The organism is Flavobacterium daemonense (genome assembly GCF_007341385.1).
In the GTDB taxonomy this organism is placed as follows: Bacteria; Bacteroidota; Bacteroidia; order Flavobacteriales; family Flavobacteriaceae; genus Flavobacterium; species Flavobacterium daemonense.
The window spans coordinates 142,713-160,321 of record NZ_VJYD01000011.1; the positions used below are offsets into that span (position 1 = coordinate 142,713).

Annotated in this window: 12 protein-coding genes; 7 read left to right on the forward strand and 5 right to left on the reverse strand. The window is 34.2% G+C overall.

Annotated features, from left to right (window positions below; genetic code table 11):
• Window positions 1-13: 13 nt before the first annotated feature.
• The 6 genes from FND99_RS14725 to FND99_RS14750 all read left to right on the forward strand — a co-directional run bounded on the left by FND99_RS14725 (window position 14) and on the right by FND99_RS14750 (window position 11,656).
• Window positions 14-967 carry a Fic family protein gene (locus tag FND99_RS14725; RefSeq protein WP_144338706.1) on the forward strand — a complete coding sequence of 318 codons (954 nt, stop codon included), beginning with the start codon at window positions 14-16 and terminating at the stop codon, window positions 965-967.
• Window positions 968-1,068: 101 nt separating this feature from the next.
• The gene (uvrA, locus tag FND99_RS14730) at window positions 1,069-3,900 is read left to right on the forward strand and encodes an excinuclease ABC subunit UvrA (protein WP_144338707.1); all 2,832 of its coding nucleotides are present in this window, start codon (window positions 1,069-1,071) and stop codon (window positions 3,898-3,900) included.
• 97 nt (window positions 3,901-3,997) lie between these two features.
• Window positions 3,998-4,906 (forward strand): hypothetical protein, encoded by a 909-nt coding sequence (locus FND99_RS14735; RefSeq protein WP_144338708.1) that lies wholly within the window; start codon window positions 3,998-4,000, stop codon window positions 4,904-4,906.
• Window positions 4,907-5,290: 384 nt separating this feature from the next.
• Entirely contained in the window at window positions 5,291-6,019 is a 729-nt protein-coding gene (locus FND99_RS14740; protein WP_144338709.1) for an LOG family protein, read from the forward strand.
• Window positions 6,020-6,305: 286 nt separating this feature from the next.
• On the forward strand, window positions 6,306-9,056 hold the full coding sequence (locus FND99_RS14745; protein ID WP_144338741.1) for a gluzincin family metallopeptidase: 2,751 nt from the start codon (window positions 6,306-6,308) through the stop codon (window positions 9,054-9,056).
• Between the two features lie 188 nt (window positions 9,057-9,244).
• Window positions 9,245-11,656 carry an alpha-ketoacid dehydrogenase subunit alpha/beta gene (locus tag FND99_RS14750; protein ID WP_144338710.1) on the forward strand — a complete coding sequence of 804 codons (2,412 nt, stop codon included), beginning with the start codon at window positions 9,245-9,247 and terminating at the stop codon, window positions 11,654-11,656.
• A gap of 332 nt (window positions 11,657-11,988) precedes the next feature.
• Here the strand turns inward: FND99_RS14750 and FND99_RS14755 are convergent, their stop codons facing one another.
• Genes FND99_RS14755 through FND99_RS14765 form a run of 3 tightly spaced genes read right to left on the reverse strand, consistent with a single transcriptional unit; the run spans window position 11,989 to window position 13,639 of the window.
• A complete protein-coding gene (locus FND99_RS14755; RefSeq protein ID WP_144338711.1) occupies window positions 11,989-12,366 on the reverse strand; it encodes a hypothetical protein in 378 nt (125 codons plus the stop codon).
• Window positions 12,367-12,375: 9 nt separating this feature from the next.
• A complete protein-coding gene (kdsB, locus tag FND99_RS14760) occupies window positions 12,376-13,110 on the reverse strand; it encodes a 3-deoxy-manno-octulosonate cytidylyltransferase (protein ID WP_144338712.1) in 735 nt (244 codons plus the stop codon).
• 10 nt (window positions 13,111-13,120) lie between these two features.
• Window positions 13,121-13,639, reverse strand: coding sequence for a hypothetical protein (locus FND99_RS14765; protein ID WP_144338713.1), 519 nt, complete (start codon window positions 13,637-13,639; stop codon window positions 13,121-13,123).
• 123 nt (window positions 13,640-13,762) lie between these two features.
• Here FND99_RS14765 and FND99_RS14770 point away from each other — a divergent pair, with 123 nt between their 5' ends.
• Complete coding sequence (locus FND99_RS14770) at window positions 13,763-15,091, forward strand: PQQ-binding-like beta-propeller repeat protein (protein ID WP_144338714.1); 1,329 nt, start codon at window positions 13,763-13,765, stop codon at window positions 15,089-15,091.
• Window positions 15,092-15,184: 93 nt separating this feature from the next.
• Here the strand turns inward: FND99_RS14770 and ygiD are convergent, their stop codons facing one another.
• Both ygiD and FND99_RS14780 read right to left on the reverse strand, forming a co-directional pair.
• Window positions 15,185-16,015 (reverse strand): 4,5-DOPA-extradiol-dioxygenase, encoded by an 831-nt coding sequence (gene ygiD, locus FND99_RS14775; protein ID WP_144338715.1) that lies wholly within the window; start codon window positions 16,013-16,015, stop codon window positions 15,185-15,187.
• Window positions 16,016-16,098: 83 nt separating this feature from the next.
• A complete protein-coding gene (locus FND99_RS14780) occupies window positions 16,099-17,508 on the reverse strand; it encodes an ATP-dependent DNA helicase (protein WP_144338716.1) in 1,410 nt (469 codons plus the stop codon).
• Between the last annotated feature and the right edge of the window lie 101 nt (window positions 17,509-17,609).

Below are 17,609 nucleotides of genomic sequence, written 5' to 3' on the forward strand. Positions count from 1 at the left end.
CCTTTGTGGGATTATGTGGAAAATAGACCTAACATACAGAGAAGAATTTCAGTCAACATTTGATCGATTGTACCAAAAAAGGCAAGAACTGCAAAACAGCAGGCCATTGCCCAACATCGCTTTGCATAAAATCCGCGAAAGCCTATCGCTAGAATGGACCTATAATTCTAACAGTATCGAAGGAAACACAATGAGTTTGCGTGAAACCCAAATGGTTATTCAAGAAGGAATTACCATTAAAGGAAAATCACTTCGGGAACATTTTGAGACCCATAATCACGATAAAGCCATTGATTATTTATATTCAATTGTTGATGATAATTACAAGCTTAGAAGCATTGATATTCTCTCGCTTCATGGTTTAGTTTTGCGCTCAATCGAAGATGATTTTGCAGGACGATTACGAAATGGCGGCGTTCGAATTTCAGGAGCTAATTTTATGCCTCTAAATGCCAATAAAGTTTCAGATTATCTTGATGAATTAATTGATTTTATCAATACAAACCCGTTAGATTTAAACGATATTGAACTAGCAACAATTTATCATCATAAATTAGTTTGGATTCATATTTTTTTTGATGGAAATGGCCGTACAGTGCGTTTAAGCATGAATCTGTTATTAATGCGTTGTGGCTTTCCGCCTGCTATTATTCTTAAAAACGATAGGAAAAAATATTACGAGGCGCTTAATCAGGCAAACAATGGAAATTATCAAAAACTGACTCTCTTGATGTGTCAGGCTTTAGAGCGAACTCTCAATATTTATTTAAGCGCCATGCCGGGAAGCAGTTATGATTATCAATCGATACAAAATATTGTAAGCGAGCCAGATACTCCTTATGGTCAGGAATATGTTAGTTTATTAGCCAGAACAGGAAAAATAGACGCTTATAAAGAAGGCCGAAATTGGTACACCACCAAAGAAGCCATTGAAGAATATATGGCTACAAGAAAAAGAAAACGCTAACTTATGGTTAGCGTTTTTTGTTACTAATTGTAACATAAAGTTTTGCATTCGAGCACAAAAAGAACAAATCAAAGTGGTAACTTTGCGTTTTGCTCAAAATTATGTTAGACAAAGACAATACTATTGAAGTTCTTGGTGCAAGAGTTCATAATCTAAAAAATATTGATATTTCTATTCCGCGTGAAAAATTGGTTGTAATTACTGGTTTATCTGGTTCGGGAAAATCATCCTTGGCATTTGATACTATTTATGCTGAAGGTCAGCGTCGTTATGTTGAAACTTTTTCGGCTTATGCGAGACAGTTTCTTGGCGGTTTAGAGCGTCCAGATGTCGATAAAATTGATGGACTTTCGCCCGTAATTGCAATTGAACAGAAAACTACTAGTAAAAGTCCGCGCTCGACTGTTGGAACTATTACTGAAATATACGATTTCCTGAGGCTTTTATACGCTCGTGGCGCTGATGCATACAGCTACAACACAGGTGAAAAAATGGTTTCATATTCTGATGAACAAATCAAAGATTTGATTATTCAGGATTATAGCGGAAAACGAATCAATATTCTAGCGCCTGTTATTAAAGCCAGAAAAGGTCATTATGCCGAATTATTCCAGCAAATTACAAAACAAGGATTCTTAAAAGTTCGTGTAAACGGTGAAGTTCAAGATTTGGTTTCTGGAATGAAATTAGATCGTTATAAAACACATGATATCGAAATTGTTGTCGACAGAATGCAGATTGAAGATACGCCGGACAATCAGAAAAGATTGGCGGAAAGCATCAATACGGCAATGCATCACGGCGAAAATGTTCTGATGATTTTAGACCAAGATTCGAATGAAGTCCGTTATTTCAGTAGAAACTTGATGTGTCCTACAACTGGAATTTCATATCAAAATCCGGAGCCAAATTTATTTTCATTCAACTCACCAAAAGGCGCTTGTCCGCATTGCAACGGACTCGGAACAGTTCATGAAATCAACGTAAAAAAAATCATTCCGAATCCGAAATTATCAATAAAAGCGGGTGGTTTCGCACCGCTGGGCGAATATAAATCTTCTTGGATTTTTAAACAATTAGAAACCATTGGAGAAAAATTCGGATTTAAAATTACAGATCCGATTGAAAAGATTCCGGAAGAAGCCATGACCATGATTTTGCATGGCGGAAAAGATAAATTCACTGTAAGTTCAAAAGATCTTGGTGTTACAAGAGATTATAAAATTGATTTTGAAGGAATTTCAAATTTCATCAAAAATCAATACGACGAAAGCGCTACTACAAGCATAAAACGCTGGGCAAAAGATTTCATGGACGAAATTGCTTGTCCGGTCTGCGAAGGTTCTCGTTTGAAAAAAGAAGCACAGTTTTTTAGAGTAAATGAAAAAAATATCACCGAATTGTGTGATATGGATATCTCTGACTTAACAACTTGGTTTAATGATTTAGACAATCATTTGACCGACAAACAACTTTTAATTGCATCAGAAGTTGTAAAAGAAATCAAAGATCGTTTGAATTTCCTGATGAACGTAGGTTTGAATTATTTGGCTTTAAGCCGAAGTTCAAAATCGCTTTCGGGTGGTGAAGCACAGCGTATTCGTTTGGCAACCCAAATTGGATCGCAATTGGTTGGTGTTTTATATATTTTAGACGAACCAAGTATTGGTTTGCACCAAAGAGATAATGAAAAATTGATCAAATCTTTGGAGCAATTACGTGATATTGGAAACTCAGTTATTGTGGTGGAACACGATAAAGACATGATCGAAACTGCTGATTATGTAATTGATATTGGTCCGAAAGCAGGAAAATACGGCGGGGAAATTATCAGTATCGGAACTCCGAAAGAAACTTTGGCATCAGATACTATTACTGCTCAATATTTGAACGGTAAAATGAAATTGGAAATTCCGAAAAAACGTCGGGAAGGAAACGGCAAGTTTTTAAAACTGACAGGAGCAACAGGAAACAACTTAAAAAATGTTTCTATCGAAATTCCGTTAGGGCAATTAACCTGTGTGACTGGAGTTTCAGGAAGTGGAAAATCGACTTTGATTAATGAAACGCTTTACCCAATTTTGAATGCGTATTATTTTAATGGCGTAAAAAAACCACAACCTTATAAAAAGATTGAAGGACTTGAACATATTGACAAAGTAATTGATATTGATCAAAGTCCGATTGGACGAACACCACGTTCGAATCCAGCGACTTATACAGAAGTTTTTACCGAAATCAGAAACTTGTTTACCATGACTTCTGAAAGTATGATTCGTGGCTACAAAGCCGGACGTTTCAGCTTTAACGTAAAAGGAGGACGCTGTGAAACTTGTGAAGGTTCTGGTGTGAGAACTATCGAAATGAACTTTTTACCAGATGTTTATGTTGAATGCGAAACTTGTCAAGGAAAGCGTTTTAACAGAGAAACTTTAGAAATTCGATATAAAGGTAAATCTATTTCGGATGTTTTGGATATGACGGTTGACGAAGCGGTTCCGTTTTTTGAAAATATTCCGAAGATCTACAGAAAAGTAAAAACGATTCAAGATGTTGGATTGGGTTATATTACACTTGGTCAACAAAGTACAACACTTTCTGGTGGTGAAGCACAACGCATAAAATTAGCTGGAGAATTATCTAAAAAAGATACTGGAAATACATTTTATATCCTCGATGAACCAACAACCGGTCTTCATTTTGAAGACATCAGAGTTTTAATGGAAGTGATCAACAAACTGGTTGATAAAGGAAATACGATTCTTGTTATTGAACATAACATGGACGTTATTAAACTTGCCGATTATATTATTGATATTGGTCCCGAAGGCGGAAAAGGCGGTGGACAACTTGTTGCAAAAGGAACTCCTGAAGAAGTAGCAAAAAACAAAAAGAGCTATACAGCTAAGTTTTTGAAGAAAGAATTGGAATAAATACATCTTTGTCAAGGTTAAAAACTTTGACAAAGATTCTTACTATTGTTAAATTTTAATACTAATTATTTTATATTTTAATATTAAAAATCAAACAATGAAATCAGTTTTATTATTCGTTGCAATAGTGGCATTCTCTTTTAGCAATTATTCGCAAACACAGAAAGACAGTTTAAACAAAGCTGTTCGTGAACGATATAAAAATGTTTTACAATCAGAATCTGATAATCCATATTTTACGAGAGAGGAAAGTGATGCGGAATATCAAAACGAAAACAACACTTTTCAGACCTTAGCGCAACCAAGCGAAAATAGTGATTTAGCAAACTTCTTTAAAATATATCTTGAAAAGAAGCTTCTTAAAAAAATCGATTTCTCAGAAGTTAAATGGTCTTATTTGTATAAAGATATTTCGCGCAGCGAATACAATTATACTATCCGGCTGACTTTTGAAATAAGCAAAACAGGCAAAGCTTCAGGCTTTAGAATTTATACGGGAGACAAAGACTTAGACAGAAAAGTCATTGAGATTTTCAAGAAATATCCGCTAGAAAAACTGGCTCTTACAGAAGCTGACAAACATGGAAGAATAAGCGTTCAGCTGTTTGCGAAAGAAAATAAAAATACCGTAATAAAAGCTAGCAAATTTGCTGTTGTTGATGAGCTCCCAACTGTAAAAGATTGTGAAAATCTTCAAACCTACTGGCAAATAAACAACTGTCTTTACGAAAGATTATACGATCATATTTTGCGAAATATTTCTCTAAAAACAATCAACAAGCAAGAACTTCGCGGCGAGATTCTTTTTAGGACACGTTTCACAATTGATACAAAGGGAAAAATTGTTCACGTAAATTCAATAGCTCCAAACGATGCTATTAAAAACGAAATTGATCGCCTCATTGCATCATTTGATCAAGTTTTAACCCCTGGAACCAGAAATAATATACCTAAAAACACTTATTGCGACGCTTTCAAAACCTTGACAGTTGAAAATTTGAATTAAAAGAAGTAATTTTAAAGAACAGCAATTTTAGTTTTCAGTTGTCTCCTTTTTTAAAGTTAATGTATTTTTAATTATCTGGTAATGAACTAAAAAGCAAAAATCCCTTATTTTACAATACCGGATTTAGATTATAAAGCCTCCTTTTTGTAACAATTCTAATAAAAAGTGTTAATTTAGCATCCGCTCTTTTTTAAAATTTAAAGAAAAATGCTTCAGTTAGGCCAATTGTTTAATTGAAACTGATTGCCCTAGCCCTGATGGGAGCGGCATCCTTTTGTGGTGGGGTTCACCACAAAAGATATAGCGGACAGCAGGAATCAGCTCCTTCTTCTAACTATAAAAAATGACAGCTTTAAATAAAAATAATAAATTAAAATACCTAAAATGAGATTAGAAGATTTTGATAATGATGAAGATAAAGTAATCCAAGATAGTTTAAAACAAAAAACTTGGAATGAAATAAGAACAAATGACAGCTGGGCGATTTTTAAAATCATGTCGGAGTTTGTGAATGGTTATGAAAGTATGGGACGTATTGGTCCTTGCGTTTCGATTTTTGGATCGGCGAGAACAAAACCAGATGATAAATACTACCAATTGGCAGAAAAAATTGCTTTTAAAATCAGTAAAGCTGGTTATGGCGTGATTACGGGCGGTGGCCCAGGAATTATGGAAGCTGGTAATAAAGGCGCACATTTAGGTGGCGGAACTTCGGTTGGTTTAAACATCGAACTTCCTTTTGAACAGCATTTTAATCCTTATATCGACCATGATAAAAACTTGAATTTCGATTATTTCTTTGTAAGAAAAGTTATGTTCGTTAAATATTCGCAAGGTTTTGTGGTTATGCCGGGCGGTTTTGGAACTTTGGACGAAATGTTTGAAGCAATAACATTGATTCAGACTAAGAAAATTGGAAAATTCCCAATTATTTTAGTTGGAGTTGAATTCTGGTCAGGATTAATTGAATGGGTTAAAACGGTTTTGGTTGAAAAAATGCACACTGTAAGTCCTGAAGATTTAAACTTATTTAAAATCGTTGACACTGAAGATGAAGTAGTTGATGTTCTAGATAAATTCTATAAGAAATACGATTTGAGTCCGAATTTCTAAAAAAAAAAAAAAATCACCATATAAGTTATATAAGTTCATAGCAGTATTGGCTTTATATCTGTAAAATTAAATGTACTTATATTGCTTATATGGTTTAAATGTTAAAGCTGTTTTTATAACAGCTTTTTTTATGCTATTTTTACATAAAACCGAAACATTTTTATGCTCGTATCTAAAGGTATATCAGTAATTTTTAAGCCAATTTTTGAAATCACTTTTTAAAATTATTATCCTTCTTGTTGTTTTATTAAGTTCGATAAAACAATATGCACAACATCAATCTAAGATGGAAGTGGCGGTAAATCTTGACTTAAAAACACTCAACATCAGACAGGATATTACGTTTTACAATACGTCAAATGATTCGTTGATTTCGATTGTTTTGAATGATTGGAACAATGCTTTTTCGGATAAAAACACTCCTTTGGCAAGGCGTTTTTCGGATGAATTTTACAGAGGTTTTCATGTTGCAAAGCCCGAAGAAAGAGGGAATACAACAATTTTAAGTTTGACCGATTCTGATAATATGGCATTGGAATGGGAAAGAACCGAGAAAAACCCAGATTTTGTTGTTGTAAAATTAAATAGAAAGTTGCGTCCGGGCGAAAAAATAGATCTGCATCTTACTTATATCGCTAAAATTCCGAGTGCAAAATTTACCCATTATGGTTTTGATCAAAATGGCGGCATGAATTTGAAAAACTGGTTTTTGAGTCCCGCGCGTTTTGAAAATCATCGTTTTGTAAAAAACAATAATTTCAATCTTGATGATATTGCAAACGCCGTGGTTGATTATCAGCTTGAAATCAAACTTCCTACAAATTATGCTATTAATACCGATTTGAATTCGGTTTCGAAAGACATTTCAAACTCCGCCTACACTTCTTACGTTTTTTCTGGAAATGAAAGAACTGATTTTAGTTTGATTATTGAAAAACAAAACAGCTTCAGGAGTTACACAAATGGTTATCTAGAAGTTCTCTCCGATTTAAAGATAAAAAAACTCAATGAAATTCAACGAGCGATTGTCATTAACCGAGTTGCTTCTTTTGCAAATGAATTTATTGGGAAATATCCGCATGAGAAAATCATTGTTTCTCAGGCTGATTATGATCGAAATCCTTTTTACGGACTCAATCAATTGCCGTCATTTATTAGTCCGTTTTCAGATGAATTTATATTCGAAATTACGTTTTTGAAAACCTATCTGAACAATTATCTAAAAAACAGCCTCCGCTTAAATCCAAGAAAAGACAATTGGGTTTATGACGGCATTCAGATTTATGCTATGATGAAATACATGGAGGAAAATCATTTAGATCAAAAAATGCTTGGTAGGCTTTCGGACATGAAACTTTTTAAAAGCTACAACATCACCAACCTGACTTTTAACGAGCAATACAGCTATTATTATATGCTGATGGCGCGAAAAAATCTAGATCAGCCACTTGGCGATCCAAAAAATACGCTGATAAAATTCAACGAACAAATTGCCAGCAAATACCGCGCGGGTTTAAGTTTGAGTTATTTAGATGATTATTTGGATCATAATATTGTACCCGAAAGTGTTCAGGAATTTTATGCTTTGAATAAAACAGAGCAAACAAATCGATACGATTTTGAAAAAATACTGACCAAAAACAGCACAAAAAATATAGACTGGTTTTTTAGAACTATTATCGAATCGCGAGATATTATCGATTATAAATTTAGTGATGTTTCAAGAACTAAAGACAGCGTTCAGTTTTCGATTAAAAACATTACGGGAGTTTATGCGCCAATTCCGGTTTATGGAATGAAAAAAAATGAAGTTGTTTTTAAAGAATGGATTGAACCAAAAACAAACGATTCGGTTTATGAATTTAGCAGAAAAAATGCGGATAAATTAGTATTGAATTATGATAATGAAGTTCCAGAATACAATCAGCGCAACAATTGGAAATCCTTAAAAAGTATTGCGATTACCAATCGTCCTATCAAATTTAATTTTGCCAAAGATCTCGAAGATCCTTATTACAACCAGATTTTGTACATTCCAACTTTAACGTATAACTATTATGATGGTTTTACGCCGGGAATTCGTTTTCACAACAAAACGATATTAGACAAACCGTTTACATTTGATGTTAATCCGGCTTATTCGATCAAGGCACAGACGATTTCTGGGTCTTCGGCGTTTTCTTGGAACCAGTATTACCGTCATAGCACTTTGTATAATGTTCGATATTCAATCAGCCAAAATTATTTTCACTACGCGCCAGATGCCGCTTATTTGAGGTTAAATCCGATGGTGCAGCTTCGTATTCGTGAAGAAAATTTTAGAGACAATAGAAAACAGCTAATCATGTTTCGACAAGTTATCGTAAATCGTGAAGCAAGTACTTACATTACAGATAACTCAAAACCAAACTATTCGATTTTCAATGCGCGTTATTCGAACACAAAAACCGAGTTGATCAATCATTTTAGTTATATGAATGATATCCAGTTTTCGGGAGACTTTGGAAAACTTTCGGGAGAAGTTGAATACCGACGTTTATTTGAAAACAATCACAAATTAAATTTACGATTATACGCCGGAACTTTCCTTTACAACACAACAAATTCAGATTATTTCAGTTTTGGTTTAGACCGACCAACGGATTATTTATTTGATTACAATCTTTTTGGAAGATCAGAATCCACTGGATTTTTCAGTCAACAATACGTAATTGCCGAAGGAGGTTTTAAATCACAATTAGAACCTTCGTACGCAAATCAATGGATGACAACTTTGAATGCAAGTTATGCTGTCTGGAATTGGGTTGAAGTTTATGGTGATATTGGATTTTTGAAAAACAAGCATCAATCAGAATTCTTTGCTTATGATAGCGGTATTCGGTTAAATTTGGTTCCAGATTATTTTGAGCTCTATTTTCCAGTCTATTCAAATAATGGATGGGAAATTACGCAAAGCAAATACAATGAAAAAATACGATTTGTTATCACATTTTCGCCAAAAACATTAGTCAATCTTTTTACTCGAAAATGGTTCTAATCAAATAAATTTTAAACAAAAAGTTATATTATTATCACATAAATTCATTTTTTACTGAAAATTACATAAATAAAATACGTAGTTTGTTGATTTTAAATACAAATAATTAAATTATATTTATTTTAAAGAATTATGATTATTGATTGTTTTTAAGTAATTTCGCAGTCTAAACATGACCACTAAAGATTATGATAAAAGAAAAAAACAATACTACTTTGACATTTGAAGATTTCAAAACTGAGGTATTGAACGACTACAAAATTGCAGTAACTAGCCGTGAATGTAGTCTTTTAGGTCGTAAAGAAGTATTAACAGGAAAGGCCAAATTTGGAATATTTGGAGACGGAAAAGAAGTACCGCAGCTTGCCATGGCAAAAGCGTTTAAAAACGGTGATTTTCGTTCTGGCTACTACCGCGATCAAACTTTTATGATGGCAATTGGCGAGCTGACTCCAAAACAATTTTTCGCTGGTTTATACGGTCACACCGATTTGGATTTTGATCCAATGTCTGCCGGAAGACAAATGGGCGGGCACTTTGTAACGCACAGTTTAAACGAAGACGGTTCGTGGAAAGACTTAACAAAACAAAAAAATTCAAGTTCAGACATATCGCCTACAGCCGGACAAATGCCAAGATTATTGGGATTAGCGCAGGCATCAAAAATTTATAGAAATGTTGACGGAATTACCATCAAAGATAAATTTACTGTAAACGGAAATGAAGTTGCGTGGGGAACGATAGGAAACGCAAGTACATCTGAAGGCTTGTTTTTTGAAACTATAAATGCCGCTGGAGTTTTACAAGTTCCAATGGTAATGAGCGTTTGGGATGATGAATACGGAATTTCGGTTCACGCCAAACATCAAACTACAAAAGAAAATATTTCTGAAATCCTAAAAGGATATCAGCGCGATGAAGATTCTAAAGGTTATGATATTTTTAGAGTGAAAGGCTGGGATTATGCTGAACTGGTTTCAACTTATGAAAGAGCTGGACAAATCGCACGCGAAGAACATATTCCGGTTTTAATTCACGTAAATGAATTGACACAACCTCAAGGACATTCTACTTCTGGTTCACACGAACGTTATAAAAATGCAGAAAGACTGGCTTGGGAAAGAGATTTTGACTGTATTCGCCAAATGCGTTTATGGATGATTGCCATCAATATCGCATCGCCGGAAGAACTTGCAGAAATTGATTTTCAATTGAAAAAAGAAGTTCTTGAAGCTAAAAAAGATGCTTGGAATTCGTTCATCAATCCAATTATTGACGAACAAAAAAATCTTTTGGCTTTGTTGGAACAAATTGCAGAAGCAAGCATTAACCACAAAGACAGAATTAAAAAATTAATTTCGGAATTAAGTGCAATTAAAGCGCCACTTAAAAAAGAATTGCTGGTTTATGCTAGAAAGATTCTTCGTTTTATTGAAGTTCCAAACAGCAAAGTGATTTTAAGAGCTTGGATTACTAGATTTTTGAACGAAACTCAGGAAAAATTCAGCAGTAATTTATATTCTGATTCCGATAAAAATGTTTTCTCTGTTCAAAAAGTGCTTCCTGAATATGGCGAAAATGCTAAAGCTGACATTGACGGAAGAATGCTTTTGCGTGACAACTTCGATGCTTTATTTGCAAAATATCCAGAAACTTTAATTTTTGGTGAAGATGTTGGAAACATTGGCGACGTAAACCAAGGTTTAGAAGGCATGCAGGAAAAATATGGCGAACTTCGTGTTGCCGATGTTGGAATTCGTGAAGCTACAATTATCGGACAAGGAATTGGAATGGCTTTGAGAGGTCTGCGTCCAATTGCTGAGATTCAGTATTTAGATTATTTATTATACGCCATCCAGATCATGAGTGATGATTTGGCTACTTTGCAATATAGAACTGTAGGAAAACAAAAAGCGCCATTAATCATCAGAACGCGTGGACACCGTTTAGAAGGCATTTGGCACTCTGGTTCTCCAATGGGAATGATTATCAATGCGATTCGCGGTATTCATGTTTTGGTTCCGAGAAATATGACGCAAGCAGCAGGATTCTATAACACGCTTTTAGAGTGCGACGAACCAGCTTTAGTAATCGAATGTCTGAATGGTTACCGCTTGAAAGAAAAAGCGCCTTTGAATTTTGGTGAATTCAAAACGCCAATTGGTGTGGTTGAAACCATGAAAGAAGGTTCAGATATTACTTTAGTTTCTTACGGGTCAACTTTAAGACTAGTTCAACAAGCTGCAACTGAATTACTAGATTTAGGAATTGATTGTGAAGTTATTGATATTCAATCGTTGCTTCCGTTTGACGTTAATAAAGATATTGTAAAAAGTATCGCAAAAACGAATCGTCTTTTAGTAATCGACGAGGATGTTCCTGGCGGTGCTTCGGCTTACATTCTACAACAGATTTTAGAAGAACAAGACGCTTACAAATATCTTGACAGCAAACCACAAACGCTTGCTGCAAAAGCCCACAGACCAGCGTATGGAACTGATGGTGATTATTTCTCAAAACCTTCTGCCGAAGATATTTTCGAGAAAGTATATAGCATGATGAATGAAGTTAATCCTTCTAAATTTCCTAGTTTGTACTAAGGATTTAGAATGTTTTAGATAAAAAAAAAGCTCCAAAAAATTTTGGAGCTTTTTTTTATAGACCACACGACCATACAGTTTGTCATTTCGACGAAGGAGAAATCTTCGCAAGAAACTCTGCAAAGTAAATTTCCAATCTTTGTCGAGCTACTTGCGAAGATTTCTCCTTCGTCGAAATGACAAGATTGTGTTGATTTTAAAATTATAAGCAACATTTTTAAGAGCTATTTCCCGCTATCCGTTACAATCTTTTCTGCCGAACCCCGGCACAAAAGGATTTTCACTTCTATCGGGGCTAGTGCACTCATTTTCAAATGAAACTAAAAAGATAATTAGTTCTTTATTTTTGTCATTTGTAAGTCCCTTTTAACACCAAAACCCTCAGACCTACAAAGAATAACATTACCAAAAACATTTATTATCTCAACATTAATTTTTTGTCCCAGCAGTTTTTTGAGTGCCATATTACTAACTTTAGTATATGTAAGGACATAATTGCAGTCCGATTTCCACTTTATCGATCCTTCTAATACTAATCCTGTTATAGTATCCGTTTCAATCTGGACTGTCTTTTTCCTAACCACTTTATATCTTTTCAAAGCTAGATTATTATATGAAAAAGTTCCAACTTTAAAATCAGAGCATTTTTTTTCTTGCGAAAACACGGCAGAAGTTAAAATACATAATAAAAAAATAAATATTATCTTCATGTTTTTAATTTATCTACTACCCAAAATAGCCCTCGCCTTCTCTAAATCCTCAGCCGTATCAATTCCAATTCCTACATGCGTCGTCTCAACCATTTTAATACGTTTTCCGAATTCTAAATAACGTAATTGCTCTAACTTCTCAGAAGCTTCCAAAGATTTCATTGGAAGGCTGTAAAAGTCTAATAAAGCCTGTTTTCTAAAAGCATAAATCCCGATGTGCTGAAAATATCTCACCCCAACATTTTTCTCTCTTGGATACGGAATTACAGATCTCGAAAAATACAATGCAAATTGTGATTGATCAACCACAACTTTTACATTATTTGGGTTATTTATTTCGTCTTCATTTGTGATTTCACGCATTAACGAAGCAAGATCAACTTTTTTGTCAGGATCATTTTTAAAAACAGATATAACCTGCTCAAGAGGTCCGGCTTCTGTAAAAGGTTCATCGCCTTGTACATTTACCACAATATCAACATCAAGATTAGCGACTGCTTCTGCAATTCTATCGCTTCCAGATTCGTGTTCTTTGATACTCATAATTGCTTTTCCACCGTTGGAAACAATTTCATCAAAAATCAAATCAGAATCGGTTACTACAAAAACATCATCAAATAATTTTGTTGAAACTGCCGCTTCATACGTTCTTAAAATTACTGTTTTGCCCCCCAGATCCTGCATTAGTTTTGCAGGAAATCGTGTTGAAGCATATCGTGCCGGAATTACCGCTATTATTTTCATTTTTAATTGTTTATCGTTTAAATTCAGCCGTTACAACTAAACCTTTTTTATCTTGTATTTTTAAAATTTCGTTTTCTATCAATTGTCTCGTTTTTTTAGGAAATCCTTCAGCAATATAATCGTCTGTATAAAACTCTTTATTATAATACAGTTCACCCCCCTCGTAACTCATGTCTCTAAATGAAAAACAATCCCTCTTTCGATTTCTCCTAAATATATCCATTGATCTTCTTTCAAAATAATAGCGATTCAACGGATATTCCTTTATCCCTACGATATTTCCACGAAAGTTTGTTTTTTCAATCGTAACTAGTTCCTTCTCTGCATTAACAGTAATTTTCAAATTTGACGAAGCTAAAAATCCTAAACCTCCACAAAGCAAAAAAAATACAGACCAAAAAACAAATCCAATTATGGATTGTGTCATTACTAAATAAGAAGTTATAACTACCCCAACAACTATTAAAATTAAAAATTGATCTTTTCTAGATGATTGATAAACTTTGATGTTCTCGCTTCCTTTTTCCATATAAAAACAAATATACTATTCGCAGATAGCTTTCTGAAATATATTTATAACATTTTTATTAAAGCATTGCATTTTAATCTGTTATAATCTTTTTATTTTTATAAAAAAAAAAAAAAAAAAAAAATGAAAAGAAACTTTACTTCTCTCCTGCTCTATTTCTTTTTAATTTTTGCTTCCAACGCTTTTTCTCAAAACAAATCAAATACTACAAATGCATTTTCAAACAGAATTTTCGATGGAAAAGGCTATCAGCCAATTGGAGATTTAAAATGGAAATTTAAAACGAATGGAAAAATATTCTCTTCGCCAATTGCTAAAAACGGCGCAATTTATATTGGAAGCGAAGACGGTTTTCTTTATTCTATAAATGAAAAATCAGGAAAAGAAAACTGGAAATTCAAAACCAATGGTGCAATTCATAGTTCGTTCAGCATTTTTGAAAACATCATTTATTTCGGAAGTTTCGATGGAAATTATTACGCCATAAACACTAAAAACGGAAAAGAAGTTTGGAAATTTAAAACCGGAGGCGAACATTGGCTGGGCGAAAACGGAATGTGGGGAATGAAGCCTGAAACACAATACATGGAAGATTTATGGGATTTCTTTTTGTCTTCGCCGGTAGTTTATGCGAATGGAAAATCTGCCTTAACGATCTTTGGAAGCAGTGACGGAAATATTTACGCTGTCAATGCAAAAACTGGAAACCTAAAATGGAAATTCAAAACTAATGGTTCTGTTCACGGAAGTCCGGTAATCGACAAAAATAAAATTTATATTGGCGGTTGGGATACAGTTTTATATGCTTTAGATGCTGAAACTGGAAAAGAAATTTGGCGTTTTGCAACGGGAACACAAACCGGTTTCAAAGGAATTCAATCTTCTGTTGCAATTGCCGACGGAAAAGTATTTTTTGGAGCTAGAGATCCGTTTTTATTTGCTTTGGATGCTGAAACCGGAAAGTTAATTTGGAAATACAATGCTGAGAATTCCTGGATTTTGAGTTCGGCTGTCATAAAAGATAATACGATTTATGTTGGAACTTCAGACACTTATGCTTTATTGGCAATAGACGTGAAAACCGGACAGGAAAAATATCGCTTTAAAGGAAATGGCTATATCTACTCTTCGCCTGCTATTTCAGGAAATACAATTTATTTTGGAGATTTTACAGGCAACTTTTTTGCATTGAATCTACTTTCAAACGGAAAAGAATTCAATTTTGTAAGTACCGAAAACCGAAAGAAATTAGCCACATCCATCTTAAAAGATGAGGTAATAAATTTTGCGTACGCTGCAAAAAATGCCGATTTGTATGTTTATGACAATAACAAAAAAGTGATGGATGAATTTTATAAATTAGGCTCGATTGTTTCATCGCCAGTTGTCAATAACAATACGGTTTATTTTGGAAGTGCAGATGGTTATTTGTACGCCTATAAATTGAAATAATTTTTAGCGAATCTCTGCGTAAATCTTTGTGTGGCTTTGCGTCATAATTATTTCACAGAGATTCACAAAGGCTTCGCAGAGATTTGCAAAATTTTACATAATCTTTACTGAAGTCATACTCAAGGAGCCAGCAAGAAGTTTATCATTAAACAGACTCAATTGTTCTGATTTTTCTTTTAGTCCCAAAGTATACAACAAAGGCAAATAATGATCTGGAGTTGGGATTGCAATTTGAACTGCTTTGTTCATCTTTTCGAAATCAATCAAAGGCTGAAAATTTCCGTCTAATAAATAATTATTTACGGTTTCTCTGGCTTCAATTGCCCAATCGTAGCCGTAGTTGTCTTTATCAAAATTTCTGAAATCAACTAAACGCAAATTGTGAACGATATTTCCGCTTCCAACAATTAAAACTCCTTTGCGACGCAAGGATTGCAGTTTCTGAGCCAATTCAAAATGATATTGCCCTGATTTTGTGTAATCAATACTCAACTGAATTACCGGAACATCGGCGTTTGGATATAAATGTTTAATTACGCTCCATGCGCCGTGATCCAGACCCCAATGTTCGTCTAATTCGACCATAACTGGATCTAAGATTTTCTTGGTTTCAACTGCTAGTTCGGGGCTTCCTTTTGCGGGATATTGAACATCAAAAAGTGCTTGCGGAAAACCTCCAAAATCATGAATCGTTCTTGGCATTTCCATCGCAGTAACTTTTGTTCCTTTTGTAAACCAATGCGCTGAAATACATAAAATAGCATTTGGCTGTGGCAATGTTTTAGCCAATTCGCGAAAACCAGCCACAAACTGATTTTCTTCAATTGCGTTCATTGGGCTGCCGTGTCCTAAAAACAGAACAGGCATTTTATCTGTATTCGAAAACGTCGATGAAATCGAATGTAAGTCGTTTAGTGTTGTCATTGTAAAATATTTTAAACACGAATTACACAGATTTACACTAATCTTTATTTAAAAAATTCGTGCTAATTCGTGACATCAGTGTTTTATTCCTCAAAACTTTCATCTTTAAATCCTATCAAATATAACTTATTTTTGGCACGCGTCATAGCCGTGTAAAGCCATCTTATGTAATCACGGTCGATTCCGTTTGGCAAATATGGCTGTTCAATAAAAACCGTATTCCATTGCCCTCCTTGTGATTTGTGGCACGTGATCGCGTACGAGAATTTTACTTGTAATCCGTTGAAGTATTCGTTTTCTTTTACCTTTTGGAACTTCTTGTATTTCGTCGGTTCATCTTCATAATCTTTCATTACTTCTTCATATAAACGATTCGATTCTTCATACGTCAAAGATGGTGCTTCGCTTTTTATAGTATCCAAAAGCAAAACCGTTTCAAAAGGTTTCTGATCTGGATAATCGACCATTCTGATTTTTACTTTTGCAAATGTAAATCCGTATAGCTCTTTGATTCCGAACATTTCCAGAACTTCGATAATATCACCATTGGCAATAAATCCGGCTTCATCGGTTTCTTTAAGCCAGAAATAATTATTTTTCACGACCATTAAAAAATCACCAACCGAAAGTTCGCTTTCTTTAAACAAAATTCGGCTCCTGATTTGCTCATTATACTGGTTTGCTCTTTTATTCGAGCGAACAATAAAAGCCGTATCTTCAATACTATAATTGCTGTAAGCAGAATTTATAGCATCCTGAATATCATAACCATCAGTCAAACGAACGATGTCTTTGAACTTTTTTACATTGAATTTGAATTCGGTAATAAAACTCTCTTTTAGGAGTTCGCGCAGTTCGGTTGCATTGAACAAAATCCCAGAACTTTCTTCCTGACGCATTACTTCATCTAATTCGATATGTTCAATTTCTTTATCATAATGAACGCCTAAAGTCTGAATATCAAGCGCGGGAGAAATATCTAAATTTACTGGAGGAAGCTGTGCGGTATCTCCTAAAAGAATCATTTTGCAATTATTTCCCGAATAAACATAATTGATCAAATCATCCAGAAGCGATCCGCTGTCAAGCGTACTGTCTGAAATCATCGAAGCCTCATCGACTATGAAAATAGTATTTTTATGTTTATTAACTTGTTTGGTAAAAGCAACGCCTCCTCCCGATGATTTTTTAGGAAAATATATTTTTTTATGAATCGTAAAAGCTGCCGTATTCGAATAATTCGAAATCACTTTTGCCGCACGTCCTGTCGGCGCAAGCAAAACAAACTTTTTGTTAATTTCTCCAAGATTGTTTACTATAGTCGAAATCACAGTCGTTTTTCCCGTTCCGGCATATCCTTTCAATACAAAAATGGTATCGTTTTGAGGTTCGGTCAAAAAAATAGCTATTTTTTGGAAAAATATATCTTGTTTATAAGTGGGTGCAAAAGGGAATCTTTTTTGTAAAACGCTGTAAAACAATGTTGAATTCATAGAGTAAAATTGTCATACAAAGTTCGTCTTTTTTAATCGCAATTTCAACTTTTAATAGTTCAAACCATATAAGTGCTATAAGTTAATTTAAAAAAAATTGA